This is a genomic window from Phytomonospora sp. NPDC050363 (assembly GCF_040655735.1).
Classification (GTDB): domain Bacteria; phylum Actinomycetota; class Actinomycetes; order Mycobacteriales; family Micromonosporaceae; genus Phytomonospora.
In genome coordinates, this window is record NZ_JBFAKK010000006.1 from 344,199 (window position 1) to 368,876 (window position 24,678).

A 24,678-nucleotide genomic window follows, 5' to 3' on the forward strand; every position below is an offset into this window, starting at 1 on the left:
ACGGGCATTGATCGCATTCCGCCGGGCGTTTCGGCGCCGCGGGAGCAGGTGGCGTCCATAAAATGCGGAATCATGCGCTGGTCGACCATCGCGGCGGTCGCCGCGCCCCCACTGATCCTCGCCGCCATCGGCGTCTCCCACCCGCACGAGCTGACCGCCGAGTCGGCCGAGTGGTGGACGAACATGCACATCCTCCTGGTGCCCCTGTTCCCGTTGCTCGCGGTGTGCCACTGGATCCTGCTGCGCGGCATGGGCGGCGTCTTGGCGTGGGCCGCCCGCGTGGCCGCCTTCGTCTACATCGGCTTCTACGGAGCCCTCGACGCGCTCGCCGGGATCGCCACGGGAACGCTCGTGCAGGCCGGGCTCGACGCCGGCGGCGGGCATCACGACCCGTCGGCCGGGCGGGACCCGGCGATCACGCGGCTGTTCGAGATCGGCAACGATCTCGGCTACATCGGCGCCTACAGTTTCGTCGCGGCCGGCGCGCTGACCGGTTTCGTGATGTTCCGCGCGGCAGGACCCCGGGCGCTGCCGGGCGGATTGATCCTGGTCGCCGCGAGCGCGGTCTTCTCGCAGAAGCACATCTACTGGCCGGTCGGGGTGTTCGCGATGCTGGGCCTGGCCCTCGGTTTCGGGCTGCTGGCCTGGTCCTCGCGGCCGGTGCCCGCCGCGCGCGCCGAGGAGCCCGTACTGGAGGTGTCCGCGGCGGTGTAGGCGCGGCGGGCTCCGTATGCTTGTTGCCATTAGTTTGCAACAAGCCCCGCACGGGCGGGGAGAACGGGGAAGCCTGCGATGACCGACGTACCGTCCGGAACCGCGCGCCCGATCGTCTACTACGGGACGGCGCCGCTGCACCAGGCGTGTGCGCCCGTGGAGAAGTTCGACGAGGACCTTGCCGCGCTGGTCGCCGACATGTTCGCCAGCATGTACGCCGCCGACGGTGTCGGCCTCGCCGCCAACCAGATCGGCGTCGACGCCCGCGTGTTCGTGGTCGACTGCCCCGACGCCTCCGGCGAGCACCTCGTCGCGCACATCGTCAACCCCGTCCTCGACCCGGCGCCGATCCCGCGCGAGCTGGAGACCGACCTGGAGGGCTGCCTGTCGGTGCCCGGTCAGTACCACGAGTTGGCGAGGACGGCGACGGCCACGGTGCGCGGCTTCGACATGCACGGCGAGCCGGTCGTCTACACCGGCGACGGGACCCTCGCGCGCTGCTTCCAGCACGAGACCGACCACCTCGACGGGACCCTGTACGTCGACCGCCTGCCGCGCAAGGTCCGCGTCTCCCTGCTCACCGAGGCGGGGCTGTCCGAGCGCCCTTAGTGTCGCGCCTGACACTCTTCGCAGGCCGCTGCGGTTACAGTGCGAAGCCGTACGCCGTCAGCGTCGACGGCCGGATACTCGGCATTTGAGGAGACTCCATGACGACGGTGGCGGTACTCGGGGCGGGAAAGATCGGGCACACGGTGCTCTCCGGGCTGCGGCGGGCGGGAAGGCCCGCCGGCACCCTGCTGGCGACGGTCCGCCGGCCCGAACGGGCGGCGGAGCTGTCGGAGGCGCTCGGCGTCGAGGTGGTCGGCAACATCGAGGCCGTCGAGCGCGCGGACGTGGTCGTCATCGCGGTCAAGCCGCAGGACGCCGCCGCGCTGCTGGGCGAACTGGCCGGGCACTTCACCGCGGAGCACGTCGTCGTCTCACTGTGCGCGGGGCTGCCGACGTCGTTCTTCGGCAAGCGGCTGCCCGACGGCACGCCCGTCGTGCGCGCGATGACCAACACGCCGGCGCTCGTCGACGAGGCCATGACGGTCGTCTCGGCCGGTGAGCACGCCACCGACGAGCACCTGGAGGTCGCCGAGGGGCTGTTTCGGCCCCTCGGCCGCACGCTTCGGCTGCCCGAGGCGCACCAGGACGCGGTGACCGCGCTGTCGGGTTCGGGGCCGGCCTACATGTACTACCTCGTCGAGGCGATGACCGACGCGGCGATCCTGCTGGGGCTGCCTCGCGCGGTCGCGCACGACCTGATCGTGCAGACGGCGGTTGGCGCCGCGGCGATGCTGCGCGACACCGGCGAGCACCCGGTCAAGCTGCGCGAGGCGGTGACCTCCCCCGCCGGGACGACGATCAACGCCGTCCGCGAACTGGAGCGCCACCGGGTGCGCGCGGCCGTCGCCGACGCGGTCGAGGCGGCCCGCGACCGCGCCCGCGAGATCGCCGAGGAGCAGGGCTAGGGCGTGTCCTGGTGGTCTTGTGGGTGCGAGGCGAGGCTCGTTTTTCTTCTGGCAAGCCGTTCTTGCGCCCTGGTACCGGTGTTGTACCTGGGAGAAAGAACGGTGCCGCCAGGGGGAGAACGAGTCCGCCGCAGCCCCGCAGTGATCACCCGGACACGCCCTAGCGCTTCACCAGGCGCGCCTCGGCTACGTCGGGCGCGTCCTCGTCGCCTTCGCCGAGGCGGGTGACACCGTCTCGGACGAAGCCGGCGCGTTCGTAGAACCTCAGCGCGCTCTCGTTGGGCAGGTAGGCGTAGACGCAGAGCGGCCGCAGAGCGCGCGCTTCGAGGTCGGCGACGGCGTGGCCGAACAACCGCCGTCCCAGGCCGGTGCCGATCAGGCCGGGCTCGACGTAGAGGCCGTAGATCTCGGCCGCGACGGCTCCCAGATCCGGGTCGTCGGCGGCCGGGCCGGTGCGGCAGAAGCCGAGCACCCGGCCGGGTTCGCCGGCGATCCACAGGCGGTGGTCCGCGGGGAGTTCGGCCAGGTAGGAGGCCCAGTCGGCGGTCTCTTCGGCGGGGTCGAGCGCGTCGAGGAGGGCGGGCTCCATGAACCCGGCGTAGGCGGCCCGCCAGGCCCGGACCTTGACCTCCGCGACACCACGGGCGTCGGCGGGTACTGCGTCGCGGATCACCGGCGCAGTCTACGAGCGCCCGGCCGGCCGGGCGACGGGATTGCGCGCACACGGACCGTCGGCGTCTACAAAGGACGGTTTCGGAAACACGGGTTCGGTGGTAACGCTGGGGTTGCGGGCCGGTCCACTTCGAGGTCACGCCTTCGCGGCCCGACTCCGGCGGCGTGTAACGTGCGGTCGTCCTCGGGCGTCTCGCGGCGGGCGCCGGCCGGTGTGGCCGGAGCTCGCCGAGGTCACGTGATCCGCGGGACACGGTGGGGCGAGGGGTCGGGTTGTCGGAGGTACTTGGTACAACTGTGCGAAGCGCAGTGAAAGGTGGTGTCCGGAGATGGGTCTGTCCACTGCGGATGTTCAGGTCATCGAGGAGAGCCTCGCGTCCGGTAAACATCCGAAGGTGGTGTTCACCGACACGGCAGGCCAGATCGCCGGTCGGGTCGGGAAGGTAATGCGTCTTGATGAGCCCGCCGAAGGCGAGTTCGTGACGGTGCGGTTCGGCAACGACGAACTGCCGTTCTCCGCCGCCGACGTTCGCATCCCCGAACGCGGAGAACTCAGCCGTACGGCGCGTAAGGCGCCGGTCGAGCCGGAGGAACCGGCGGTGACCCCACCTCGGGGCGCCCCCCTCCTGGCCGAGCGTCACAATAACGACGATAACGGCACGAACGAGCTTAGGAACAGGGGTGCGATGAGCGATCAGGAGTCGGGTGCGGCCGTGCCGCGTCAGGCCGGTGGCGGGGACGCGGACGCCGCGGCCAAGCCGGCGCCGCGCCGCAAGGCGGCGGCCAAGCCGAAGGGCGGCCCGGAGCTGACCGTGTCCTTGGTGTTCAAGGACGACGAGTGGTCGGTTTCGGCGGCCAAGGGCACCAAGGTCATCTCCCGGCCGGTGCCCGTGAAGGCGTCCATGGCGGTGGAGATGATCCGGTCGCTCGAGTCCCCGGCGGTCGCGGCCGTCGTGGAGGAGATCGTGGAGCAGTCCAGGGTCGCCGCCTCCGAGGAGGCCGATCGGCTCCGCCAGCAGCTCGCCGACGTCGAGGCGCGGCTGGCGGAACTGAGCTAGCCGCCACCTCGCGGGACCGGTGCTCCGGCAGTCCCGCGAGGCCGGTCCGTCCGAGCCGCAGCGGCAGCGTGTCGCGGCGGAGGCAGGACGGCGAAGACCACCGTGCGTGCGGGACCCGGTCGCTTGCGGCCGGGTCCTTGTGCTGGGTGGGTGGGGCGCGGGTGGTGTGGTGGCAGGGGCGGCGGTTGGTGTGGCGGCCGGCGGGGTGGGGCGGGCGGCGCGGATGGATGCCGCGCTGACGAGCACTGTGGGAACGGCGGTGACGCGGCCGGGATGCCGCGACTGATGAGGGGGCCGCATGCGCGGCGAGCGCTGACGGCGGTGTCGGCAAGCGCCACGGCAGCGGGCGAACGGTCAGAGTCGGCGGTTGGAGACCGCGGGGTGGGAAACACCCGGCGGACCTGGGTCACCGAACGCTTTTGGGCAAGCGACGCGACCAGCTGGGGAGGCGCAACGCGATCCGATGCGCCGCCCCGAGCAAGGTGCAAACACCGCTCCCCGGCCACTCACGCGATACATCCGTGAGTGGCCGGGGCCACTCACGCGATACATCCGTGCCGGGGCGAGGATCCGCCGCACACAACGACATCCTCCCCGTCAGGAGCGAACACTCTCGACCGGCGCCGCCACGGCACTGCGCCTTGGCTCTGACGTGAGGGTTCGCCACCCAACGCGACCTGACTGCTTTGGTAGGCAATGCTCCCCCGGACATCCAGGCGATACGCCGGCACCGAAGGGGAGTTCGGCACCGGCACCATCGTGACGCTCCCGCCGGGTCGCGGCGGCGATGCTCCTACCGCCGACGGGAAGGTTCGGCCCCAGGGCGGCAAAGGTGGATGGTGCGAGGTGGGCTGCGGCGCGGCGAACATGGGAGCAAGGCAGGGAGCGGCGTGAGCAGCGGGCTGCGGGTGGCAGGTGGCGGTGTGTGTGGGCGGGCTGAGGGTGGCAGGTGGCAGGTGGCAGGCAGGGTGCGGCGAGCAGCGAGCGGTAGGCGGCAACGCAATGGGTGTCCAGCGTGCGCGGCGGACGGGTAGCGGCGGACGGCGGGGGCGGCGCTGTAAGCGGCGGGCAACGCGGAACGGCGCTCTTGGCGGCGAGCGCAGGTGACAGGCAGGGTGCGGCGGGAGCTGAGCACCGCTCGAGCGGCGGGCGGCCGCTGCCGGCTGCGATCGGCCGCGCGGTAAGTGCGATACCAAGCAGCAGCTGGCGTGGCAGCAGGCTGCGCCTCGGCGGGTGGCGGCACCACTCCGCCGTGACCGCTTGGCGGCGAGCGGCGGGGCGCAACACGGTAGGCGTGCGACGGGCACACAGGCTTAGCGTGAGCGGCGGGCACGGCAGGGGCGTTGACGGTGGCGGTGTCGGCACATCCGTACCGTCGCCTGCTCGCTCCTCGGCTGCCTCCCACTCACGCGCTGGCCCGCTGACCCATCACCCAACTCCCGGCGCCCACCGCGCTCGCCGCGTTCCCCGCGCCCACCGCGTTCCCCGCGTTCACCGCGCTCGCCGCGCTCGCCGCGTTCACCGCGCTCGGTTGACTCGCCGCGCTCGGTTGACTCGCCGGGATACGCGGTGGCTGACCTACCGATATGTCGGACCGGCAGAACTGAGAACAACCGTCCGGCTCGGCGGCGGTGGTGGGCGGCGGATCGGGTCGGGTCGGCGGGCGGCTTCGGTGACTGGGTCGCTGACCGTTCGGCGGAAGAGTTGGCCGAGCCGTTCACCTTCGTGATCGGCCTGGACGGTGTGCTGCGGTTGGGACCACGGCGAAGTGAACACGTCGCCTGTGCGACGTCGCCTGTGCGATGGGGCCGGAAGACGCCCGTGCCCTGGACCGCGTGAGCCTTGGGCGCCCGTCCGGTGTCACCCACGAGGCGGTGTTCCGGCGGTGCCCCGGCTGCGGGCAGCACAACATCGTCCGCGAGGGCGACTTCGTCTGCGTCTTCTGCGGCGACGACCTGCCTGCGGAGTGGAACGTGGATCCTGCTGGGTGAGGGCGGTGGGTATCAATCACTCATTGACGACCGCAGAGGGGCGACCGTTTGCGGCGGCCGCCCCGTCCTCTCCCGATCACCCGTCGACCAAGGCTCCAGGGCTCCAGGCCAGATCCCTACCCCTTCGGGATGCTCGCCGTCGAGATGCGCTTGCGGAACACCCAGTACGTCCACCCCTGGTACAGCAGCACCAGCGGCGTGAACACCGCCGCGACGATCGTCATGATCTTCAGCGTGTACGGCGTGGAGGAGGCGTTGTCCACGTTGAGGCTGTAGGCGGGGTCGAGGCTGGAGGGCATCACGTCGGGGAAGAGGGCCACGAACAGGGCGATGACGGCGAGGCCGATGGCGGCGGCCGTTCCGGCGAAGGCCCAGCCGTCGCGGCCGACCTTCGTCGCCAGGAGTCCTCCGATGAGGGCGAGGGCGGCGACGATCGAGATGGCGATGGAGGGACCGCTCTTGTGCAGGAGGCCGGTCCAGACGAGGAAGGCCGCGGCGAGCACGGTGGCGACGAGGCCGAACCGGAGCGCGAACTTGCGCGCGTCGGCGCGCACGTCGCCGGCCGTCTTGAGGCCGATGAACACCGCGCCGTGGAGGGTGAACAGGGCCAGGGTCGTCAGGCCGCCCAGCAGCGCGTAGGGGTTGAGCAGGTTCCAGAGGCCGCCGACGTACTCCCCCGCCGCGTCGATGGGGACGCCCTTGGTGATGTTGGCGAAGGCGACTCCCCACAGGAACGCCGGAACCAGTGACCCCGCGATGATGCAGGCGTCCCATCGCCGCTTCCACGAAGCCTCGGGCCGCTTGCCCCGGTATTCGAAGGCGACACCGCGGATGATCAGGGCGATCAGGATGAGCAGCAGCGGGATGTAGAACCCCGAGAACAGGGTCGCGTACCACTCGGGGAAGGCGGCGAAGGTGGCGCCGCCGGCGACGATCACCCACACCTCGTTGCCGTCCCAGACGGGCCCGATGGTGTTGATGAGGACGCGGCGGCGGGTGTCGTCGCGGCCGAGCACGGGGAGCAGCACTCCGACGCCGAAGTCGAAGCCCTCCAGGATGAAGTAGCCGGTCCACAGGATCGCGATCAGGATGAACCAGACGTTGACGAGTTCCATGACGGATTCCCTCAGTACGCGAAGGCGAGCGGCTTTTCGCCGTCGGCGTCGGAGTCGGAGTCGGTGTCGGCGGGGGGCAGGTCGGGAAGCCCGGCGCGGGCGTACTTGAGGAGCAGCCCGACCTCGACGACGGCGAGGATGCTGTAGAGGATCGTGAAGGCCGCGAAGGACAGCAGGACCTCGGTGATGCTGACGCTGGGCGACACGCCGTCGGCGGTCTTGAGCAGGCTGAACACGATCCAGGGCTGCCGCCCGGTCTCGGTGAAGATCCACCCGAGGCTGTTGCCGACCAGCGGGAACAGCGGGACGAAGGGCACCGCGAACTTCAGCAACCGGCTGGTGGGTTCGCGGCCCTTGCGAATCGACCACAGTGCCCACAGGGCGATGAGGGCGGCCAGGGCACCGAAACCGATCATGCCCCGGAAGCTCCAGTAGGCCAGTGGGATGTTGGGCCGGTAGTCGCCGGGACCGTACAGCTCCTCGTACTGGGCCTGCACGTCGTTGATGCCCAGCACCTCACCGTCGAGGGTCCCGGTGGCCAGGAAGGACAGGAGGTTGGGCACCTTGAGCGCGTAGACCTCCTCGGTGCCGTCGAGGGTGCCGATGGTGAACAGCGAGAAGGCGGCGGGCTGCTCGGTCTCGTAGAGAGCCTCGGCGGCGGCCATCTTCATCGGCTGCGTCTCGGTCATGATCTTGCCCTGGATGTCGCCGCTGACGAACATTCCGGCCATGGCGATCAGGGTGGTGATCGCGCCCATCTTCACCGCCGACCGGAAGGCCGCGCGGTCCTCCTTGGGCGTCTTGCTCCGGTAGAGGTGCCACAGGGCGACGGCCATGACGAGCGCACCGGCGGTCAGGAAGCAGCCGAAGAGGGTGTGCGGGAAGGTGATCAGGGCGACCTTGTTGGTCATCGTCGCCCAGAAGTCGGTGAGTTCGGCGCGGCCGGTCGTGGCGTTGACCCGGTAACCTACCGGCCATTGCATGAAGGAGTTGGCCGCCAGGATGAAGTAGGCCGACAGCGCGGTGCCCGCCGCGGCTATCCAGATGCAGGCGAGGTGGATCCTCTTGGACAGCTTGTCCCAGCCGAAGATCCACAGGCCCAGGAAGGTGGACTCCAGGAAGAAGGCCAGCAAGCCCTCGATCGCCAGCGGGGCGCCGAAGATGTCACCCACATAGCGCGAGTAGGCCGACCAGTTCATCCCGAACTGGAACTCCTGGACGATGCCGGTGACCACGCCCATGGCGAAGTTGATCAGGAAGAGTTTGCCGTAGAACTTCGTCAGCTTGAGCCACTTCTCGTTACCGGTGCGCACCCAGGCGGTCTGGAAACCGGCGACGAGGAAGGACAGGCCGATGGTCAGCGGCACGAACAGGAAGTGGTAGACGGTGGTGACCGCGAACTGCCAACGCGAGGCGTCGAGTACTTCCATGGAAGGGCCTCCTCAGAATCTTCTACCTGATGTAGAAGCCTCTACAAATCGTAGAACTTGGCGGCCGCCCCGTCTCTGGCGGGCCCTGTTGCGCCTGTCACGCGTTCTGGTCGCCGGCTTCTGCCGCGTCCGCGTTACAGGTGACATACCGGACAAACTACGCCAAGGTCCACTGATTCTCGCCGGAAACCACATCGGCACCTTCGATCCCTTCGTGCTCATCTCCGCCTGCGCGCGGCAGCGGCTCGCACCGCGGGTCATGGCCTCTCGCGGCCTGTTCACCACCCCGGTCTTCGGCACGCTCATGCGGCGAAGCGGCCACATCCGCGTCGACCGGGGCGCGCACACCGTCGTCGAGGCCCTTCACTTCGCCACCGAGGCACTGGAGCAGGGCTCGACGATCGCCGCCTACCCCGAGGGACGGATCACCCTCGACCCGCTGATGTGGCCCGAGCGCGGCAAGACCGGCGTCGCCCGCCTGGCGCTGCTCACCGGCTCGCCGGTGCTGATCGTCGCGCAGTGGGGCGCGCACGAGGTGACGACCTGGGACCGGCCCGGCACGATGGTCGCCCGGCTCGTCTCGGCGCTGTGGCGGCGCCCGGTGGCCCGCGTCCACTTCGGCGCCACGGTCGACCTCACCGGGCTCACCTTCGACGGGGAGGGCCACGTGCGCGAGGCCGCCGACCGGATCACCGCGGCCACCGTCGCCGAGCTCAGGGCCCTGCGCACCGACGAGCCCGGGCTCCCCCGCTACATCGATCCGGTCCGTCCACTGTCGACGGCACGTTCGTTCGGGCGGTACGGCCGCGAAACGACGTATGATGCCCACAATGGCCGGTAGGAGACTTCGGTCACACCCTTAATCACCAATGACTGCAACGGTGACCGCGTGGTTCCTCTCAACACACCCTTCGACCCGTGGCCCTGGCGCCGGCGGGTGCTCGCCACCGCCGCGGCGGCCGCGGCCCTCACCGTGGTGATCGCCGCGCTCGTGACCGCCCCGCCCGACTCCCCGCAGGGCATGGCCGCCCCGCCGGGCACGACCTCGGCCTCCCAGACGCAGCTGCCGGGGACCGACGGCACCGGCGCGGACAAACCCGCCCCGTCCGGCGACCCGACCTCGCCCGAGGACGACGACGAGAAGACCGACCCGGCGAAGACCGGTGACGGTGACGACGACAAGGACGACGATGACGATCCACCGCCTCCCCCGCCCGCCCACGTCACGAAGGTGAGCGTCCCGAGCGTCGGACAGACCTGCTCGGGGCTGCCCGACTGCCTCATCACCGCGACGGTGAACGTCTCGGCCTACGACAAGCGGCAGGTCACCGTGAGCGTGACGATCGCGAACGCGAACGGCTCGGGCGGCCGCACGTACACGTACAACCTGAGCGGCAGCAAGAGCTACACCGTCAGCGTGCCGGGCGGGCAAGGGTCGTACAAGACGGACTGGGCCTGCGGCTCGGGAAACGTCGTCGTGACCGCCGGCGGCGACGGAAAGAGCGGCAGCAACGACGCATTCAGGTGCCCACGGTAAGTGCGCTGAGGAAGCACCGCTCGCCGGTGTCACCGCATGTCAGGGGGTGGCGGCTCAGGCCTCGCCGTCCTTGCGCAGCCTGATGTAGGCCAGGACCGCCTCGCGGGTCGTGGCGACACCGAGCGCCTTCCTCGCCGAGGCGATGCGCCGGTTCGCCGTCCGCAGCGACAAGTACTCCGCCGAGGCCGCCGCCGCGATCGTCTCACCGTCGGCGAGCCGCGCCAGCAGGGCGGCCTGCTCGGTGCTGATCGGCGAGTCCGACTTCTCCTCGGCGGACTCGCCGTCCTCGGCGCCCAGCGGGCCGATGCGCGCGAGGTCGTCGCGCAGGGCCCGGCCGACCTCGCCGCGCGGGTCGCAGATGGCGACCACCCCGGCGCCGCGCGCGGCGGCGTACACGGCGAGTTTGGCGGTCTCGAGGTCGGCGACGCGGCCGAAGAGGACGAGTTGCCGGGAGCTGACGTCCCAGGCGGGCTCGGGCAGCGCGAAGCCCTCGCGCGTTCGCCAGCCGCCCCTGGCCAGCTTGCGGAGCACCCCGGTGGCGTCGGTGGAGTTCGCCACCACGTGCAGGGGCAGGACCATCGTCATTCGATCACCTTCAACGCCCGGGCCGCCGCTTCGGTGCGGGTCCGGGCCCCCAGTTTGCGCATCCCCGCGCGGATGTGGGTCTCCACTGTCTCAGCGGAGATGCCCAGTTGGCCGGCTATCCGCCGGGTGGGCTCCCCTTCGGCGACCAAACGGAGGACCTCGCGCTCCCGATCGGTCAGGTCGTCTCCGGCCCGCGCGCCTCGCCGGTCGCGGCGGACGTGGTGGCGCCGCAGCGCCCGCCGGGCGCGTCCGGCCAGGACGACCAGGCCGGAGGCGTCGGCGAGTTCCTCGGCGGCCAGCAGCGGGGGTGTGGCGGCCTCGGCGGTCGAGGCGTGGAGGCCGGCGGCGAGCAGGCAGCGGACGCGTTCGCGGAGGGCGAGGTCCTGCCAGGCGCCGGCGGCGGCGGTGAAGTCCTCGGCGGAGGCGCTGCGCCATGCCGAGAGCGTCGCGCGGACGGCCGGCGGGAACGGTGGTTCGGCGTCGGCGGCGAGGGCGGTGGCGCCGTCGAAGGCGGCCCATTGCGCCGTGATGCGGGCGAGTCCGTCGACGATGGGCACCGCCGCGGTCGGGCCGTTGGATCCGGCGCGTTCGGGCTGGTTGTCGAGCCAGGCGGTCTCGCGGGCGACCCATTCGACGACGGCGGCGGCCGAAGGAGGCACGGCGGGCACTCCCGCGAGGCGGGAGCGGGCCGAGCGCAGGGCTCCGGTGTCGGCGTCGGCGAGCGCGGCCGCCGCGGCGGCGTAGCCGTGCGCGGCGGCCGGCAGGGTGCGGTCGATGAGGTCTCCGGCGAGGTGGGTGACCTCGTCGAGTCCGCTGCCGTGCAGGGCGCGGCACCACAGTTCGGCGGCGAGGAAGCGGGTCTGCCAGCTGTAGGCGAGATCACCGGCGCAGGCCGCGGCGGCGCGTTCGGCGACGACGGCGGCTTCGGCGAGGCGGCCGTCGGCGACGAGGGTCTCGACCAGGAGCCAGCCGCTCCAGCGGGCCGACAGGTCGTCCCCGGCGCGTCCGGCGGTGGCCGCGGCGGTCGCCAGGGCGCTCTCCCAGCCGGGGCGGCGGGTGTGCGCGTGAGCGGCGGCCGTGGCGGCGCGCAGGCCGGGGTGTTCGGGTTCGGCGCCGTGGCGCGCGTTGACCTCGGCGACGAGCGCGGCGAGAGTCTCGGGGTCTGCGTCGCGCGGGGCCAGGGCGGCGAGGAGGCCGATGCGGTCGGCTCCGGCGGCGTGGGGCTCGGCGAGTCCGGTGATCTCGGCCTGGGCGGCGGTGACGTCGCCGAGGTGGACGTGCGCCTCGGCGCGCAGGAGAAGCGCCTCGTCGCCGTCGCGCCAGTCGCCCAGCGCGCGCAGGGCGGCTCTGGGGCGTCCGACAGTGAGGGCGATGCGCGCGGCCGCCTGGCGGACCTGTGGCGCCGGGACGACGCCGGGCAGCCCGCAGGCCAGCAGTAGCAGATCCGCGCGCTCTCCGGCGGTCGTGGCGGCCTTGGCGGCGACCAGGGCGCGCTGGTGGGCGGCGGTGTCGTCGCCTGCGGCGGCGAGGTGCCGGGCGGCGGCCGCGTCGTCGCTGGAGAGTTCGGCGAGGCGGCGGTGGAGTCCGGCGCGCTCCTCGCCGGAGAGCATCCCGGAGGCGACCTCGGCGACATAGGGCGAGACGGGCGCCAGAAGACCCTCGGTCTCGGTGACCAGGCCCGCCTCGACGAGCGTCGGCGCGCCGGGGCCGAGCAGCGCGGTGGGCGCCGGCCGGCCGAGGAGGCCGAGGGCTGCCATGGCGGTGCGGGCCGGGCGGGGCAGGTCGGCGAGCGCGGTGGCGATGTGGTGGGCGACGCTCTGCGCGTCGGGGCCGGACTCGGCGGTCGCCTCGGCGCCGGGGCTCGCCTGGGCGTGGCGGGCGAGCGCGATGACGGCCAGGGGGTTGCCGCCGGAGCGTTCGACGATGGCGCGCACGGTGACGCGGTCGATGCCGGGCGCGGTGGTCGCGGCGAGCGCCTCGGCCTGCTCGGCGGGCAGGGCGGGGACTGGCAGGAAGAGGGCGCCGCCCAGGCGGGTGAGCGCCTCTTCGGGCAGGCGGTGGGGTGTGCGCAGGGCCGCGATGACGCGGCAGTGGGCGGCCAGCAGCGGCAGCACGGCGAGGGTCACCGGGTCGGCCCACTGGAGGTCGTCGACGACCAGCAGGCCGCCGCGCACGCGCGAGCGAACCGCCTCGGCGCACAGGGCGATGTCGTCGACGGGCAGTTTGGCCCGGACGGCGCGCGCGAGCGCCAGCCCCGGGCTGGTGTGCAGGATGGCGAGCCCTCCCCCGAGGTGCACCGGCCCCCGGAAACCGGCGGCGACGCGCCGGAGCATGGTCGTGCGGCCGGCGCCCGGGGCGCCGGTGACGATCACCAGACCGGGCTTGGCCAGCGTGGCGGCGACGGACGCGAGCAGGCCCGCGTCCTCAGTTGTGGACATACTCGCGGAGCCGTCCTCGACGGCCGACACCGGTGGCATCGGCTGGTCCAAGACCGGCTGGTCGGCTCCTGGTACGTGCGGCACGTGGCTCCTCCCCCGCAAGGTGGCACGATTCAGGGATCCTGCGCGGGCAGGATATTCGTACTGTGAGGCCCTGGGCCATGGGGTGTGCGGTCGAAGTCGGGTCGGTTACAGGGTTGAACACGGCGGAAGGGCTGGAAGACATGATTGTCGACGGCGGGTGTGACGGCAACTTGTGGACCGCCGTTACGATCAGATGTGCGACACCGGTGGCTGCCTGGTCGTCGGCAGCAGTGGTGTGCGCACGCCCCCTGTCGCGTCCTACCCGGTGAGTTGGCATTCGATGAATTCTGGTCCTCTCTCAAGTCGCGTCGCCGAGCTGTGCGCCGAAGTCGGTCCCCGGGTGGCCGGGGGCGCGCAGGCACAGCTCGCCGACATCAGCTCGCGCATCAGTCAGCCCCTCCGGGTGGCGATCGCGGGCCGTCTCAAGGCCGGCAAGTCGACGCTGGTCAACTCCCTCATCGGCCGGCGGGTAGCACCCACGGAGGTCGGTGAGTGCACGCGACTCGTCACCCAATTCCGGTACGGTACCTCCGATCGTGTTGACGTGGTAAGACGCGACGGCTCGCGGCACAGCCTGCCCCTCGACGAAGCGGGCATGATCCCGCAGCGACTGCAGGTCCCGCGCGACCAGATCTCCTACGTCGACGTCACGCTGACCTCGGACCGCCTGCGCGACCTGACCGTGGTCGACACGCCAGGTCTGTCCTCGACGAACGAGTCGATCTCCGACGAGACCCGCAAGTTCCTCTTCGAGGCCCCCGTCGCCGACGACATCGACGACGACTCCCAGGGCGCGCTGTCGGGCGCCGACGCGATCATCTACGTCTTCACGCAGTCCGTGCGCGAGGACGACGTGAAGGTCCTCGAGTCGTTCCGGACGATGTCCTCGCGGCTGTCGAGCAACCCGATCAACTCCCTCGGGCTGTTCAACAAGATCGACAAGCTCGCGCCGACGCCCAACGGCGACCCCTGGCCCGTCGCCGAGCCGCTCTCGCGCAGCCAGGCGAAGGTCATGCGCCGCGTCGTCTCCGACGTCGTCCCGGTCGTCGGCCTGCTCGCCGAGACCACCGAGGCCGGCCGCCTCACCGCCCAGGACTGCGAGGCGCTGCGCCAGCTGGCCAACATGCCCATCACCGAGCGGCAGGTCCTCCTGGCCGCCGCGGGCCTGTTCGTCAGCCGCGACTGCCCGGTCTCCAAGGAGCAGCGCGAGCGCCTGCTGCGCCTGCTCGACCTCTACGGCATCAACTTCGCCGTGGCGCACCTGGCCGGAAACCCGACGATGGCCACCGGCGACCTGGTGCGGATGCTCTTCGCCGCCTCGGGCTTCCCACGCCTGCGCCAGACCCTCGACCAGGCCTTCGCCCTGCGCACCGACGCCATCAAGGCCGGTGGCGCGCTCGCCCGGATCGAGCAGATCGCCGGAGCGGCCGAGCGCATGCAGGACCGCGAGATGCTCCGCGACGCCATCGAGCGCGTCGTGCAGCAGCCGGCCTACCACCGGCTGCGCCTGCTCGAAGTGGCGCAGCAGGTCACCACGGGCGCGGTGGAGCTCCCCGAGAAGATGGAGGCCGAGATGACCCGGCTGGCCCTCTCGGAGAACTCCGGCTGGATTCTCGGCATGGCCGACGCCGCCCCTGAGATGCAGCGCAAGGCCGCCATCGAGGCCGCCACCCGTTGGCGCGCCTACGCCGTTGGCGGCGCGAGTCCCGCCCAGTCCCGCGTGGCCCACGTCGTCCACAAGGGGTTCCACCTGCTCGCCCAGCGCCTCAGCGGCCAGACCGCCTACTGACGTCCCCCCGACCTGTACAGGAGCAGTTTCATGTCGACAGCGCATCTGCGGCTCATCGCGATAGCCGTGACCGCGATCGCCGCCGCTATCACCGGTGTAGCCGCCGGCCTCGTGGCCCCCGGAGACGACGGGAGCTTCGGAGTCAACGCCGCCATGGCCGGATTCGGCGGTGCCGCCGTCACCGGTGTCCTGCTGGTGATCCTGCTGGTCGCCGCGACCAAGAAGGCCGCCGCCCCCGCCCAGTCCCTCGAAGTCCCCGCCGACGCCGAAACGCAGGCGACGATCGCGAACCTCTCGGCGCACGTCGAGCAGCTCAACGCCGAGCGCGCGGCCCTGGTCAACACCTGCGTCTACGTCCGCGACCGCGCCACCAGCCAGGCCATCGCCGACCGGATCGGCGCCGCCCTGCACGAGATCGGCGTCGTCACCCTCGCCCCGACCGGTATCCCCTTCGACCCCGCCCACCACGAGGCCGGCGGCGCCGCGCCCTCCCCCGATCCCTCCAAGGTCGGGACCATCGCCGCCGTCGAGGTGCCCGGATACGTCGACCGCGGCTCGCTCCTGCGCGCCCCGGTCGTGACCGTGTTCCGCCAGAAGGAGGCGTAGTCCATGACAGCCCCGGCAGCCAAGCAGGCCGCACCCGCGGCCGCGGCGGCCCCGAAGGCGGACCCGACCGCGGCCGTCGACAAGATGTGCCGCACGGCGGTCACCAACGCGCTGGCCACACTGCGCAAGCTCGACGCGGACGCCGCCAACGACATCGACGCGCTGCGCCGCAAGGACGCCGGCCATCCGGCGATCGTGGTCGTCGGTGAGACCAAGCGCGGCAAGAGCTCCCTCACCAACGCCCTGGTCGGCGTACCCGGTCTGTCCCCTGTTGACGCCGCGGTCGCCACCAGCGCGTACATGGAGTTCATCCACGCCCCTCACCCCGGGGTGCGCGCCTACATCCCCGGCCAGGAAGTCCCGACGCCGATCCAGTTCCACGACATCCGCAACTGGGGAACCGTGCTCGGCCAGCTCCCCCCGGGGACGCGGCCGCCGCGGCGGCTGGAGATCTCCCATCCGGCGCCGCTGCTCCAGTACCTCTCGCTGGTCGACACGCCCGGCGTCGGCGGTCTCGACCCGGCGCACGCCGAGGTCGCCCTCGACGCCGTGGAACGCGCCACCGCGCTGCTGTACGTCGTCGACGCCTCGGCGCCGTTCTCCAAGCCCGAACTGGACTTCCTCATCGAGGCCAGCAAGCGCGTCAACTTCGTGCTCTTCGCGATGACGAAGGTCGACGCCTACCCGGGCTGGAAGACGATCCTCGAAGACGACATGTCCCTGCTGGCCACGCACGCGCCCCGCTTCGCCAAGGCACCCTGGTACCCCGTTTCGGCGCGGCTGGCCGAGATGGCGATCTCGATGCCGCCCGACGCCCGCCAGGCGCTGGTCACCGAGTCGCGGATCAGCGAGCTACAGCACGCGCTGATCAAGCTGGCCAGCAAGGGCACGGTCCTCCAGCAGACGAACGTCCTGCGGGCGCTGCGCAGCGAGTACATCCGGCTGCGCATCAACGTCATGGAGGAGATGAAGTCGGCCGACCCCGACCCGAAACTCACCGAGAAGCTCAAGGAAGACCGCAAGCGCGTCATGGGCATGAAGCGCAGCGAGACCAAGCACACCAACCTCGCGCTGCGCACCGAGATCCAGCGGGCCCGCGTCGAGGCGAACAGCCGGCTGCGCTCCTACGTCCAGAAGCTTCAAGAAGAGCTGCTCAACAAGGTCGACAAGGCCGACCGCGGCGACATCAAGAAGATGCCCGAGGAGGTCGACCGCGCCCTGCACGCGCTGTCGGTCCGGTTGAGCCAGGAGCTGGAGTACCGCTTCAAGGTCCTCGCCGAGCGGGTCCTCTCCCAGATCTTCGAACCGCAGGAACTCCAGCAGGTCGTCGGCCGCATCAACGCCCAGCTCCGCATGGGCGTCGGCGCCAAGCCGCGCCGTGAGGGCAACGCCGACAACCTCATGCTCGTCACCGGCGTCGCCGGCACGGGCATGATGGCCGGCCGCGCGGTCATCGGCGGCGCGAGCGCCGGCGCGGCCGCGATCGGCATCGGCGGGGCCGCCGCGATCGCGATTCCGGTGATCGGCATCGGTCTCGGTCTGGCGGCCGGTGCGTTCATGCTCTACAAGCGCAAGGTGCAGGGTGACCGGCAGGCCGCGCGCGTGTGGGTCAAGGAGGTGCTCGGGGAGACCCGGGCGTCGCTGATGGACGAACTCCAGCACCGGTTCGCCGAGCTCGACTACGTCTTCAACATCGCCCTCGACGAGGCTCTCGAAAAGCGCGGCAACCAGCTCGACAAGCAGATCGCCGACACCGAGAAGGCCCTCCTCCAGGACAAGGAGACCCGGGGCAAGAAGAAGGCCGCGCTCACCAAGAAGAGCGAGGCCCTCCAGCTGAAGGTCAAGCAGCTCGAAGAGGTCCTGCTGAAGGCCCGGGCCGTGCTGCCCGCGGCCCCGGTGGCGAAGGGGTAGATCATGAGCGACGACACCTGGCCCGACGGGGAGTCATCCTTCGAGGCCGAGAACGGCGACGACGGATCGGCGTGGCTCGACGGCGCCGAGGAGAGCGAGTTCTCCTCGGAGCCGGCCGACATCGACACCGTCGACCTGCAGCTCGGTGAGGACGACGAGGAGCCGGGTGCCGCCGACGTCGGGGACGACGAGGTCGGTCTCGGGGAGGAACTCGACCCGATCGACGCCGACCTCGGCCCCGAGGACGAGGGCGACGGCTCGCCCGGCGAGGAGACCTCGCCGGACGAGCCGGCCGCCGAGGAGACCACCTGGTTCGCGCCGGACCTGGCCGCCGAACCGAGCCTGGGCGCCGATCCCGACCACGACGACCTCGTCGACTCCGAGGGCTGGGGCGCCGACGCGTTCCCGCCCGAACTCGACTTCGACAACCCGCCGGAACCCGTCGATGGTCTACCGTGGAGTGACCCGGCGATGCTGGGCGACATCAACGACGGGCTCATCGACACCGATCAGACCGAGTACGTCACGCCGGATGTCGGTGATCTGCTCGACTACTCCGGTGGCGAGGCTCCCGGAGTAGGGAGCGACGTCTGGGCGGAGCTGCTCGGCAGCCGCGACCCGGCGACGTCCGGTCTCGCGCGCTGGTGGGCCCCGAGCCACTGACATCCACCCAGGGGGGCTGTGTGGGAGATCCGGCGACTCCGCTCGTCATCGTGGACGCGGCCAATGTGGTCGGTTCGGTGCCGGACGGCTGGTGGCGCGACAGACTCGGCGCCACCACGAGGCTGCGGGACCGGATCGCCGGTCTCGCCGACTACGGTCTTCCCGACCCGTCGGTGCCCGAGTGGGCCGCCCACGGGCCTGTCGAGGTGGTCATGGTCGTCGAGGGCAAGGCGCGCGGCGTCGAACCGAGCGACACCGTCGGCGTGGTGTCGGCCGACGGGAGCGGGGACGACGCGATCGTCGCGCTCGTCGCCGAGGCGGCTCCCCGGCACACGCTCGTGGTGACCGCCGATCGTGCGCTGCGTGATCGTGTCACAGCCTTGGGTGCGGCGATAACCGGTCCGCGGAGTATCAGCCGTATCGGTAATAACTAGGCGGTTCGGCTTGCCTATCGTGGCAGGTGCACGGCATTGTGGTAACTGACGTCGATCTGACAGACCGTCTGTCACATTGGACGATCCTGAAGAAAGAGTGGGGCGCACGTCTCTCACCGTCTCCTCCGTGGAGGTTCGGGTGTCCGAACCCGACTACTACCAGCTCATGGGCGTCAGCCCGACGGCCGGGACCAGCGAGATCCGGCGTGCCTGGCGCCGCCGTGTCCGCGACGCCCATCCCGACGCCGGCGGCGATCCGGGTGAGTTCCACCTGCTCCAGCAGGCCCTCACCACGCTGACCGACCCCCAGCTGCGCATGGAGTACGACACCGCCCGCACCGGAAAGCGTCCCGCATGGCTTCCCGCCTCGCGTTCGGGTCGCCACGCGAAAGGCCGCCGGGTCCGCGGCTGGCGCGTCGACCGCCGGACTCCGGCCGCGCCCGCCCAGGAGTCCTCCGGCGACGTCCTCCCGCGCCCCTGGTACGCCGACATCAAGTCGACGCGGCGGGTGCGGACGAGCCCGTCGGCGGGTCTGCACGCGCTGGTCACCGGCGTGGTCGTGACACTGTGGACCGCGGTGGGGCTGCTGGCGGCGCTGCGCGCGCTGTCGGCGCTGCGGGCCGACCCGGGATTCTTCGAGATGGTCGTCTACACCGCGGTCATCCCGTGGGTGCTGCTGAGCGTGATCCTGGCGGCGGTGTGGAGCGCGCGGCAGACGCCGGGCGGGTCACGCCGCGTCCAGATCACCCTCGGCTTCTGCGCCGTCGGCGCGGTCGTGATCGCGTGGACCTCGGGATTCACCACCGGCGGGCTCCTGCTCGCCGCGCAGCTGCTGGGACTGGCGCTGGTGCCGTGGACGGTCGGCCGCCTGCGCGCGGCGATGCGCCTGCGCGCGGTGACGCTGGCCGCCATCAAGGAGTTCAACGCCTTCGGCCCGGCCGGGGCGAAACCGCGCGCCGACCGACAGACCGGCGCCGTCCTGCGGGAGCTGCTGGCGCAGCTGCCGGCCGCGCGCCTGTTCGTGCGCGTACCGGTAGGGGCGCTGCGGGTCGAGTACACCGTCACGTGCGGCAACCGCGTCGCGCTGATCAGCCACCCGCAGCCGCGCAGTCCGCGCGACACCGGTGCCGACACGTTGTCCGAAGTGGTCGGCGACGTCGCCGAGCTGCTGGGCGGTGCCACCGTGCGGGGCTTCGTGGTCTGGTCGCACCTACCGCCCGACCATCCCGGCGGCGACGAGGCCGTCCGGCACATCACCGCCCCCGACGCCACCTCCGAGATCGGCCGCTGGCTGGCCGCCGAGCCCTACACCCTTCACCTGCCGACGATCCGGCGCCTGCGCGACCGGCTGGCCGCGGGTCCGCCGGCCGAGCCCGCGCCCGAGCCCTCGGCGCACAACGGCACCAAGGACACCGTCGGCGTCCACTGAAGCCACCCGCGGACCCGGTTGTTAAGGTGAGCCTTCCCTAACTCGGATCTTCATCGTGGGGGTTCCACTGACACCGTCGGCCACCGTGCCCGCGCGCCTTCGCGCGGCCCGCGAGTCCGCTCTCCCCGGCGCCTCGGCGGCCGTCGCCGACGCCCTCCGCCGGGCCTCCGCGATCGAACCGCTCCCCCCGATCGCACCCGCCCTCACGTCTCCCGGTGACATCGCCGCCGCCCTGTCGGCGGGCTCGCCGCACGCCGCCGAGTTCGTCGCCGACGTCGCCGAGTCGGTGCGCAACCTGGCCCTCTCCCGGGCCGGCGCGGCCGAGGTGTGGCCCGAGGTCACCGGCAACGTCTTCGAGTGGGCCGCCGCGCTGCCCGACCCCCTGGTCTTCTTCGAGCAGTCCATCGTGGACGGGCACCCCAAGCACCCCCTGAAGCGGACCCGGCGCGGTATGAGCGACGACGAGCAGCTCTCCTACGCGCCCGAGCACCGGCCCGAGGTCGGCCTCGTATGGCAGCGGGTGCCCTACGACCGCCAGAACGGGGACGGCTGGACCTTCACCGGCGACGGCCACGTCCTGGTACCGATGCACCCCTGGCAGCACGCGCGCCTGCCGGCGTCCTTCGGCCTCCCGCCCGCCCTGCCCGAGACCGAGCGCGCGCGTCCGCTGATGTCCCTGCGGACCTTCGCGATGCCGCGACGGCCCGGCGTCCACGTCAAGACCTCCATCGACGTGCAGATGACCAGCGCCGTCCGCCGGGTCTCCCACGCGGCGAGGCACAACGGCCCGATCCTGTCGAGCGCCCTGCCGAACCGCTACGGCGGTCGCGGCTTCGCCGTCCTGCGGGAGCGGGCCTCGGTGGCCGCGCTCGACCTCGACGGCGCCCCTTCGGCGAGCCTGTCGGCCCTGGTCCGGCAGATGCCCGCCCTGCCCGCCGGGCAGATCGCGCTCCCCCTCGCGGCCCTGACGGCACCGACGCCCCACCCCCGGCTGTTCCTCGCCGAGGCCGTCGCGATCTCCGGACTGCGACCGGACCAGTGGTGGGCGAGGCTCACCGAAACCCTGCTACCCGGGCCGTTGCGGCTCGCCGCGGAAGGCATCGGCCTGGAAGCGCACGGACAGAACCTGCTGCTCGTCGTCGAGGCGGGGGTGCCGGCCGGCGTCCTGTATCGCGACTTCGGTGGCGTCCGCGTGCATGGAGGCGAGCTCGCGCGGCGCCTGACCGGGGACATCCCCACCGCCGATCTCGGCGAGGTTCACCGCACCGTCATCGGTTCCCTGTTCTCCGTCGTCCTCACCGATCTGGCCGAGGCCTTCGGCGAGAACCACGGCATCGCCCCCTCCCGGTTGTGGCGAGCCGTGTCCGATGTGGTCGGCCGGCTCGGGCTCCCCCGGCCGCTCCTCGACGCCCTGTACGCCGAGACGGCACCGGTGAAGGCGCTGACCGCGATGCGCCTTGCCGAAGACCAGCTCGAACCCGTGTGGGCGCAGGTCGCCAACCCGATGGCGGAACACCGGTGAGCATCGACGTCGAGCGTCTTCCCGACGGCCTGCGCGATTCCTACCGCGAACACCTTCCCGCCGCTGCCGAGCATGTGCGCGGCAGCGTCCTGGCCGCCGCGTGGCGCGAGGACATCGGCGGGCTGCGCACCTCGGCGAGCGCCGACGGCGAGAAGGTCGCCGTCGAGCTGCCGGCGGGCGGGCTGTCGTTCACGGCGAGCGGGCACGCCTTCGACCAGGTGGCGCCGTACGGGCCGATCGAGCTCACGACGGCGGCGGGCACCCGCGAGGTGACCGACCCGGTGGAGCTGCTGGACCTGCTCGGGCAGGGTGCGCCGGCGACCGCCGAGGTCGCCGACGCCGCCGCCAATCTGGCGCTGGGTCTGGCGCGGCGGGCGCAAGCCGACCCCAGGCTGCGTTCGGCCGCGCGGGATCTGGGCGCGTCGAGCGCCGTGGGGCTGGCGGGGAGGCTGCGCGACTCCTCGGCGGACTTCGAGCCCTGCCTGTTCTTCGAGCGGCTGGCGACCTTCGGGCACCACTTGCATCCGTGCGCGCGCACGCGGCTGGGCATGGACACCGCCGACCTGCTCGCGCACGATCTGGAGGGCCCGGGGGCGCCGCTGCGGTTCGTCGCCGTGCGGGCCGACAGGGTGCGGGTCAGCGGTGGCGTCGACCCGGTGTCGCGGTTGCGCGAGACCCATCCGCTGCTCGACGACGCGCTGAACTCGGCGGCGGTGCTGCCCGGCGAGGTGATCATCCCGATCCACCCGTGGCAGTACGAGTCGGTGATCCGGCGCCGGTACTCGTGGATGTTCGCCGCGGCGACGATTCGCGACCTGCCCGACGTCCGGCTCGCCGCGGCGCCGACGATCTCGCTGCGGACCCTGGTGACCGGGCCCGGCGACGGGGGCCGTCGCTGGCAGGTCAAGTGCGCCCTTGACGTGCAGATCACCTCGACCCGGCGGACGATCTCGGCGGCGACCGCCCACAACGGACCCTCGGTCTCGGCCGAGCTGAGCCGGATCGTCGAGGGTGATCCGCTGCTGGCCGGGAAGGTCGGCGTGCTGCCCGAGGTCGCCGGGGTGAGCATGATCGGCGAGGGGAGCATCGGCCGCGACTTCACGTCGGTGCTGCGCGCCGGGATCGGCGACGTGACCGGTCCGGGCGAGCTGCCGGTGCCCGGCTGCGCGCTGTCGGCTCGTTCGCCGATCGGCGGGCGCAGCGTTCTCGGTGAACTGGTCGGCGCGCACGGCGCCGGGCACATGCTGTCGCCCCGGGAGGCCGCCGCCGACTTCCTGGAGCGCTACGCGGCCCTGCTGGTGCCGCCCGTGCTGCGACTGGCCGCGCTGGGAGTCGGCCTGGAGGCACATCTGCAGAACACCATCCCGGTCTTCGTCGACGGGACCCCGGTGCGGATGCTCTTTCGGGATTGGGGCGGGGCACGGCTGCACGTTCCCCGTATGCGTGCCGCAGGGCATGTGCTCGACCTGTTCCCCGGGTCGGTCGTGGCCACCGACGACCTCGACACGATGCGCGCGAAGGTGGCCTACACGACCTTCCAGAGCCATCTCGCCGAGCTGATCCGGCTCCTGGCCGCCGAGTTCGGGCTTCCCGAGACCGCCGGGTGGGGCCTGGTGCGCCGGATCGTCGCCGGATCGCCCGCCGAGCGCTCCGACCTGAGGTTCCTGACCGCGGTCACGCAGCCCCACAAGGCGCTCCTGACGATGCGGACCGTCGGGGACGGCGACCGGTACATTCCGGTGGCCAATCCGCTGTACGAGCCCGCCGAAGGGCCGGGATGACGGTTCCCATGCGTGCCTTTCGCGCAGGGGGGTACGTTCCGTTACCCGGTCACTCACCCCGAACGGAGCCGGCATGACAGTCCCCGACGGCGTCCTGGCCGCCATCGCCGAGGCCGTTCGCCCGGTGTGCGCCTATATATACGACCTCGATGCCTTCTCCGCGCGGATCGAGGCGACGCGGGCGGCGTTTCCCGCCCGTACGCGGCTGATGTACGCGATGAAGGCCAATCCCTTCCCGGCGATCGTGGCCAGGGCGGCGCGCGACTGCGACGGGATCGAGGTCGCCTCCGGCGGGGAGCTGTCGATCGCGCTGGCCATGGGCGCGCGGTCGATCGTGTTCGGCGGGCCGGGGAAGACCGACGAGGAGCTGGCCGCCGCCGTCGCGGCCTCCGAGCGGATGCCGGTGACGGTCAACGTGGAGAGCGTCCACGAGGCAAGGCGTCTCGACCGCATCGCGCGGAAGGCGGGACGGCGGATCACGGTGGCGCTGCGGGTCAACCGGCGTGCGGCCGTGCCCGACGGCACTCACCGCATGACCGGTGCGCCGACCCCCTTCGGGATCGACGTCGCCGAACTCCCGGCAGCCGTGGAGACCGTCCGCGGACTCAAGGCGCTCGACCTGGACGGCTGGCACCTGCACGCGATGTCGAACAACCTCGACGCCGACGCGCACGCCGACTTCGTGCTCGGTGCGCTGCGCTTCGCGCGGCGGGCGAAGGCACGGCTGGGTGTCGAGGCGCGCACGCTCAACGTCGGCGGCGGGATCGGCGTCGACCCGACCGGTGCCCGTGACTTCGACCTGGAGCGGTTCGCCGCCCGCACCCGCCGGCTGGGACGCGGCGGTCCTCTCCTGGTCGCCGAGCCCGGCCGCTATCTGGTCGGCGAGGCCGGCTGGTACGCCGCGCAGGTCCTCGACCTCAAGCGCAACCACGGCCGCACCTTCGCCGTCCTTCGCGGTGGGACACACCATCTGCGCCTTCCGGCTGCGTGGGGATACAGCCATCCGGCGACCGTGGTGCCCGTCGAGGAGTGGCCGTACGAATGGCCGCGACCTGAGGCGTCCGGCACGGTAGTGGACGTCACCGGGGAACTCTGCACACCACGCGACGTACTGTCGCGGGACCTGTCCGTCGAGCGTCTGCGAGTCGGCGACGTACTGGTGTTCGGGCGGGTGGGAGCGTACGGGTGGTCCATTTCGCACCATGACTTCCTCAGCCACCCGCATCCCGAAATGCGCGTTGTCGTTGACCAGTCGGGGGATGGGACCTCATCCGAGTGAGGCCCTACACTAGGCCGGTCCGTGCGCGCCGGAGAGGTCACCGCAGGTGAACGGCCTATCACCGAAGGCCGCGCGGCTCCCCGGATTCGCACCGTTACCGGTTCGGGCCACCCCCGTCCCCGTGGC

The 24,678-nt window shown here is 71.8% G+C and carries 21 protein-coding genes; 16 read left to right on the top strand and 5 right to left on the bottom strand.

Annotation, left to right across the window (positions count from 1 at the left end):
* Positions 1–72 precede the first annotated feature (72 nt).
* From AB0I28_RS18845 to proC, 3 genes are all read left to right on the top strand, one after another.
* A complete protein-coding gene (locus AB0I28_RS18845; protein ID WP_357494836.1) occupies positions 73–714 on the top strand; it encodes a hypothetical protein in 642 nt (213 codons plus the stop codon).
* Between the two features lie 78 nt (positions 715–792).
* Entirely contained in the window at positions 793–1,323 is a 531-nt protein-coding gene (gene def / locus AB0I28_RS18850; protein WP_357494838.1) for a peptide deformylase, read from the top strand.
* Positions 1,324–1,421: 98 nt separating this feature from the next.
* A complete protein-coding gene (gene proC / locus AB0I28_RS18855) occupies positions 1,422–2,228 on the top strand; it encodes a pyrroline-5-carboxylate reductase (protein ID WP_357494840.1) in 807 nt (268 codons plus the stop codon).
* 160 nt (positions 2,229–2,388) lie between these two features.
* Here proC and AB0I28_RS18860 read toward each other — a convergent pair whose 3' ends face one another.
* On the bottom strand, positions 2,389–2,901 hold the full coding sequence (locus AB0I28_RS18860; RefSeq protein ID WP_357494842.1) for a GNAT family N-acetyltransferase: 513 nt from the start codon (positions 2,899–2,901) through the stop codon (positions 2,389–2,391).
* A gap of 328 nt (positions 2,902–3,229) precedes the next feature.
* On the opposite strand from AB0I28_RS18860, the gene AB0I28_RS18865 reads away from it, so the two are divergent.
* The gene (locus AB0I28_RS18865) at positions 3,230–3,958 is read left to right on the top strand and encodes a hypothetical protein (RefSeq protein ID WP_357494844.1); all 729 of its coding nucleotides are present in this window, start codon (positions 3,230–3,232) and stop codon (positions 3,956–3,958) included.
* A gap of 1,835 nt (positions 3,959–5,793) precedes the next feature.
* On the top strand, positions 5,794–5,949 hold the full coding sequence (locus AB0I28_RS18870; protein WP_357494846.1) for a hypothetical protein: 156 nt from the start codon (positions 5,794–5,796) through the stop codon (positions 5,947–5,949).
* Between the two features lie 116 nt (positions 5,950–6,065).
* Here AB0I28_RS18870 and cydB read toward each other — a convergent pair whose 3' ends face one another.
* Both cydB and AB0I28_RS18880 read right to left on the bottom strand, forming a co-directional pair.
* On the bottom strand, positions 6,066–7,064 hold the full coding sequence (gene cydB / locus AB0I28_RS18875) for a cytochrome d ubiquinol oxidase subunit II (protein ID WP_357494847.1): 999 nt from the start codon (positions 7,062–7,064) through the stop codon (positions 6,066–6,068).
* 11 nt (positions 7,065–7,075) lie between these two features.
* Complete coding sequence (locus tag AB0I28_RS18880) at positions 7,076–8,494, bottom strand: cytochrome ubiquinol oxidase subunit I (protein WP_357494849.1); 1,419 nt, start codon at positions 8,492–8,494, stop codon at positions 7,076–7,078.
* On the opposite strand from AB0I28_RS18880, the gene AB0I28_RS18885 reads away from it, so the two are divergent.
* Together AB0I28_RS18885 and AB0I28_RS18890 are read left to right on the top strand one after the other, a co-directional pair.
* Positions 8,493–9,335, top strand: a complete 843-nt coding sequence (locus AB0I28_RS18885; protein ID WP_357494851.1) for a lysophospholipid acyltransferase family protein — start codon at positions 8,493–8,495, stop codon at positions 9,333–9,335. The genes AB0I28_RS18880 and AB0I28_RS18885 overlap by 2 nt on opposite strands.
* A gap of 48 nt (positions 9,336–9,383) precedes the next feature.
* Positions 9,384–10,031 carry a hypothetical protein gene (locus AB0I28_RS18890; RefSeq protein WP_357494853.1) on the top strand — a complete coding sequence of 216 codons (648 nt, stop codon included), beginning with the start codon at positions 9,384–9,386 and terminating at the stop codon, positions 10,029–10,031.
* Between the two features lie 54 nt (positions 10,032–10,085).
* Here AB0I28_RS18890 and AB0I28_RS18895 read toward each other — a convergent pair whose 3' ends face one another.
* Together AB0I28_RS18895 and AB0I28_RS18900 are read right to left on the bottom strand one after the other, a co-directional pair.
* Positions 10,086–10,616: a LuxR family transcriptional regulator gene (locus AB0I28_RS18895; RefSeq protein WP_357494855.1), complete on the bottom strand. Its 531-nt coding sequence runs from the start codon at positions 10,614–10,616 to the stop codon at positions 10,086–10,088.
* Positions 10,613–13,138, bottom strand: a complete 2,526-nt coding sequence (locus AB0I28_RS18900; RefSeq protein WP_357494856.1) for a LuxR C-terminal-related transcriptional regulator — start codon at positions 13,136–13,138, stop codon at positions 10,613–10,615. Before AB0I28_RS18900 ends, AB0I28_RS18895 begins: the two co-directional genes overlap by 4 nt.
* A 280-nt stretch (positions 13,139–13,418) precedes the next feature.
* Here AB0I28_RS18900 and AB0I28_RS18905 point away from each other — a divergent pair, with 280 nt between their 5' ends.
* The 9 genes from AB0I28_RS18905 to AB0I28_RS18945 all read left to right on the top strand — a co-directional run bounded on the left by AB0I28_RS18905 (position 13,419) and on the right by AB0I28_RS18945 (position 24,552).
* Positions 13,419–14,927 (top strand): dynamin family protein, encoded by a 1,509-nt coding sequence (locus tag AB0I28_RS18905; protein WP_357494858.1) that lies wholly within the window; start codon positions 13,419–13,421, stop codon positions 14,925–14,927.
* A gap of 30 nt (positions 14,928–14,957) precedes the next feature.
* Positions 14,958–15,533, top strand: a complete 576-nt coding sequence (gene grpE, locus AB0I28_RS18910; protein WP_357494860.1) for a nucleotide exchange factor GrpE — start codon at positions 14,958–14,960, stop codon at positions 15,531–15,533.
* A 3-nt stretch (positions 15,534–15,536) separates the two neighbouring features.
* Positions 15,537–17,444 carry a dynamin family protein gene (locus AB0I28_RS18915; protein WP_357494862.1) on the top strand — a complete coding sequence of 636 codons (1,908 nt, stop codon included), beginning with the start codon at positions 15,537–15,539 and terminating at the stop codon, positions 17,442–17,444.
* A 3-nt stretch (positions 17,445–17,447) separates the two neighbouring features.
* Positions 17,448–18,107 (top strand): hypothetical protein, encoded by a 660-nt coding sequence (locus AB0I28_RS18920; RefSeq protein WP_357494864.1) that lies wholly within the window; start codon positions 17,448–17,450, stop codon positions 18,105–18,107.
* Positions 18,108–18,127: 20 nt separating this feature from the next.
* Positions 18,128–18,541: a hypothetical protein gene (locus AB0I28_RS18925; RefSeq protein ID WP_357494866.1), complete on the top strand. Its 414-nt coding sequence runs from the start codon at positions 18,128–18,130 to the stop codon at positions 18,539–18,541.
* Between the two features lie 139 nt (positions 18,542–18,680).
* The gene (locus tag AB0I28_RS18930) at positions 18,681–19,970 is read left to right on the top strand and encodes a DnaJ domain-containing protein (RefSeq protein WP_357494868.1); all 1,290 of its coding nucleotides are present in this window, start codon (positions 18,681–18,683) and stop codon (positions 19,968–19,970) included.
* A gap of 85 nt (positions 19,971–20,055) precedes the next feature.
* Positions 20,056–21,492, top strand: a complete 1,437-nt coding sequence (locus tag AB0I28_RS18935; protein WP_357494869.1) for an IucA/IucC family protein — start codon at positions 20,056–20,058, stop codon at positions 21,490–21,492.
* Positions 21,489–23,273, top strand: a complete 1,785-nt coding sequence (locus tag AB0I28_RS18940) for an IucA/IucC family protein (RefSeq protein WP_357494871.1) — start codon at positions 21,489–21,491, stop codon at positions 23,271–23,273. The genes AB0I28_RS18935 and AB0I28_RS18940 overlap by 4 nt, the downstream gene beginning before the upstream one ends.
* A 73-nt stretch (positions 23,274–23,346) precedes the next feature.
* On the top strand, positions 23,347–24,552 hold the full coding sequence (locus tag AB0I28_RS18945) for an alanine racemase (RefSeq protein WP_357494873.1): 1,206 nt from the start codon (positions 23,347–23,349) through the stop codon (positions 24,550–24,552).
* Positions 24,553–24,678 lie beyond the last annotated feature (126 nt).

Coding starts and splice junctions, on each gene's coding strand:
- AB0I28_RS18845 (WP_357494836.1), top strand. CDS start 73: ATGCGCTGGTCGACCATCGCGGCGGTCGCCGCGCCCCCACTGATCCTC.
- def (WP_357494838.1), top strand. CDS start 793: ATGACCGACGTACCGTCCGGAACCGCGCGCCCGATCGTCTACTACGGG.
- proC (WP_357494840.1), top strand. CDS start 1,422: ATGACGACGGTGGCGGTACTCGGGGCGGGAAAGATCGGGCACACGGTG.
- AB0I28_RS18865 (WP_357494844.1), top strand. CDS start 3,230: ATGGGTCTGTCCACTGCGGATGTTCAGGTCATCGAGGAGAGCCTCGCG.
- cydB (WP_357494847.1), bottom strand. CDS start 7,064: ATGGAACTCGTCAACGTCTGGTTCATCCTGATCGCGATCCTGTGGACC.
- AB0I28_RS18885 (WP_357494851.1), top strand. CDS start 8,493: ATGGAAGGGCCTCCTCAGAATCTTCTACCTGATGTAGAAGCCTCTACA.
- AB0I28_RS18880 (WP_357494849.1), bottom strand. CDS start 8,494: ATGGAAGTACTCGACGCCTCGCGTTGGCAGTTCGCGGTCACCACCGTC.
- AB0I28_RS18895 (WP_357494855.1), bottom strand. CDS start 10,616: ATGACGATGGTCCTGCCCCTGCACGTGGTGGCGAACTCCACCGACGCC.
- AB0I28_RS18905 (WP_357494858.1), top strand. CDS start 13,419: ATGAATTCTGGTCCTCTCTCAAGTCGCGTCGCCGAGCTGTGCGCCGAA.
- grpE (WP_357494860.1), top strand. CDS start 14,958: ATGTCGACAGCGCATCTGCGGCTCATCGCGATAGCCGTGACCGCGATC.
- AB0I28_RS18915 (WP_357494862.1), top strand. CDS start 15,537: ATGACAGCCCCGGCAGCCAAGCAGGCCGCACCCGCGGCCGCGGCGGCC.
- AB0I28_RS18920 (WP_357494864.1), top strand. CDS start 17,448: ATGAGCGACGACACCTGGCCCGACGGGGAGTCATCCTTCGAGGCCGAG.
- AB0I28_RS18945 (WP_357494873.1), top strand. CDS start 23,347: ATGACAGTCCCCGACGGCGTCCTGGCCGCCATCGCCGAGGCCGTTCGC.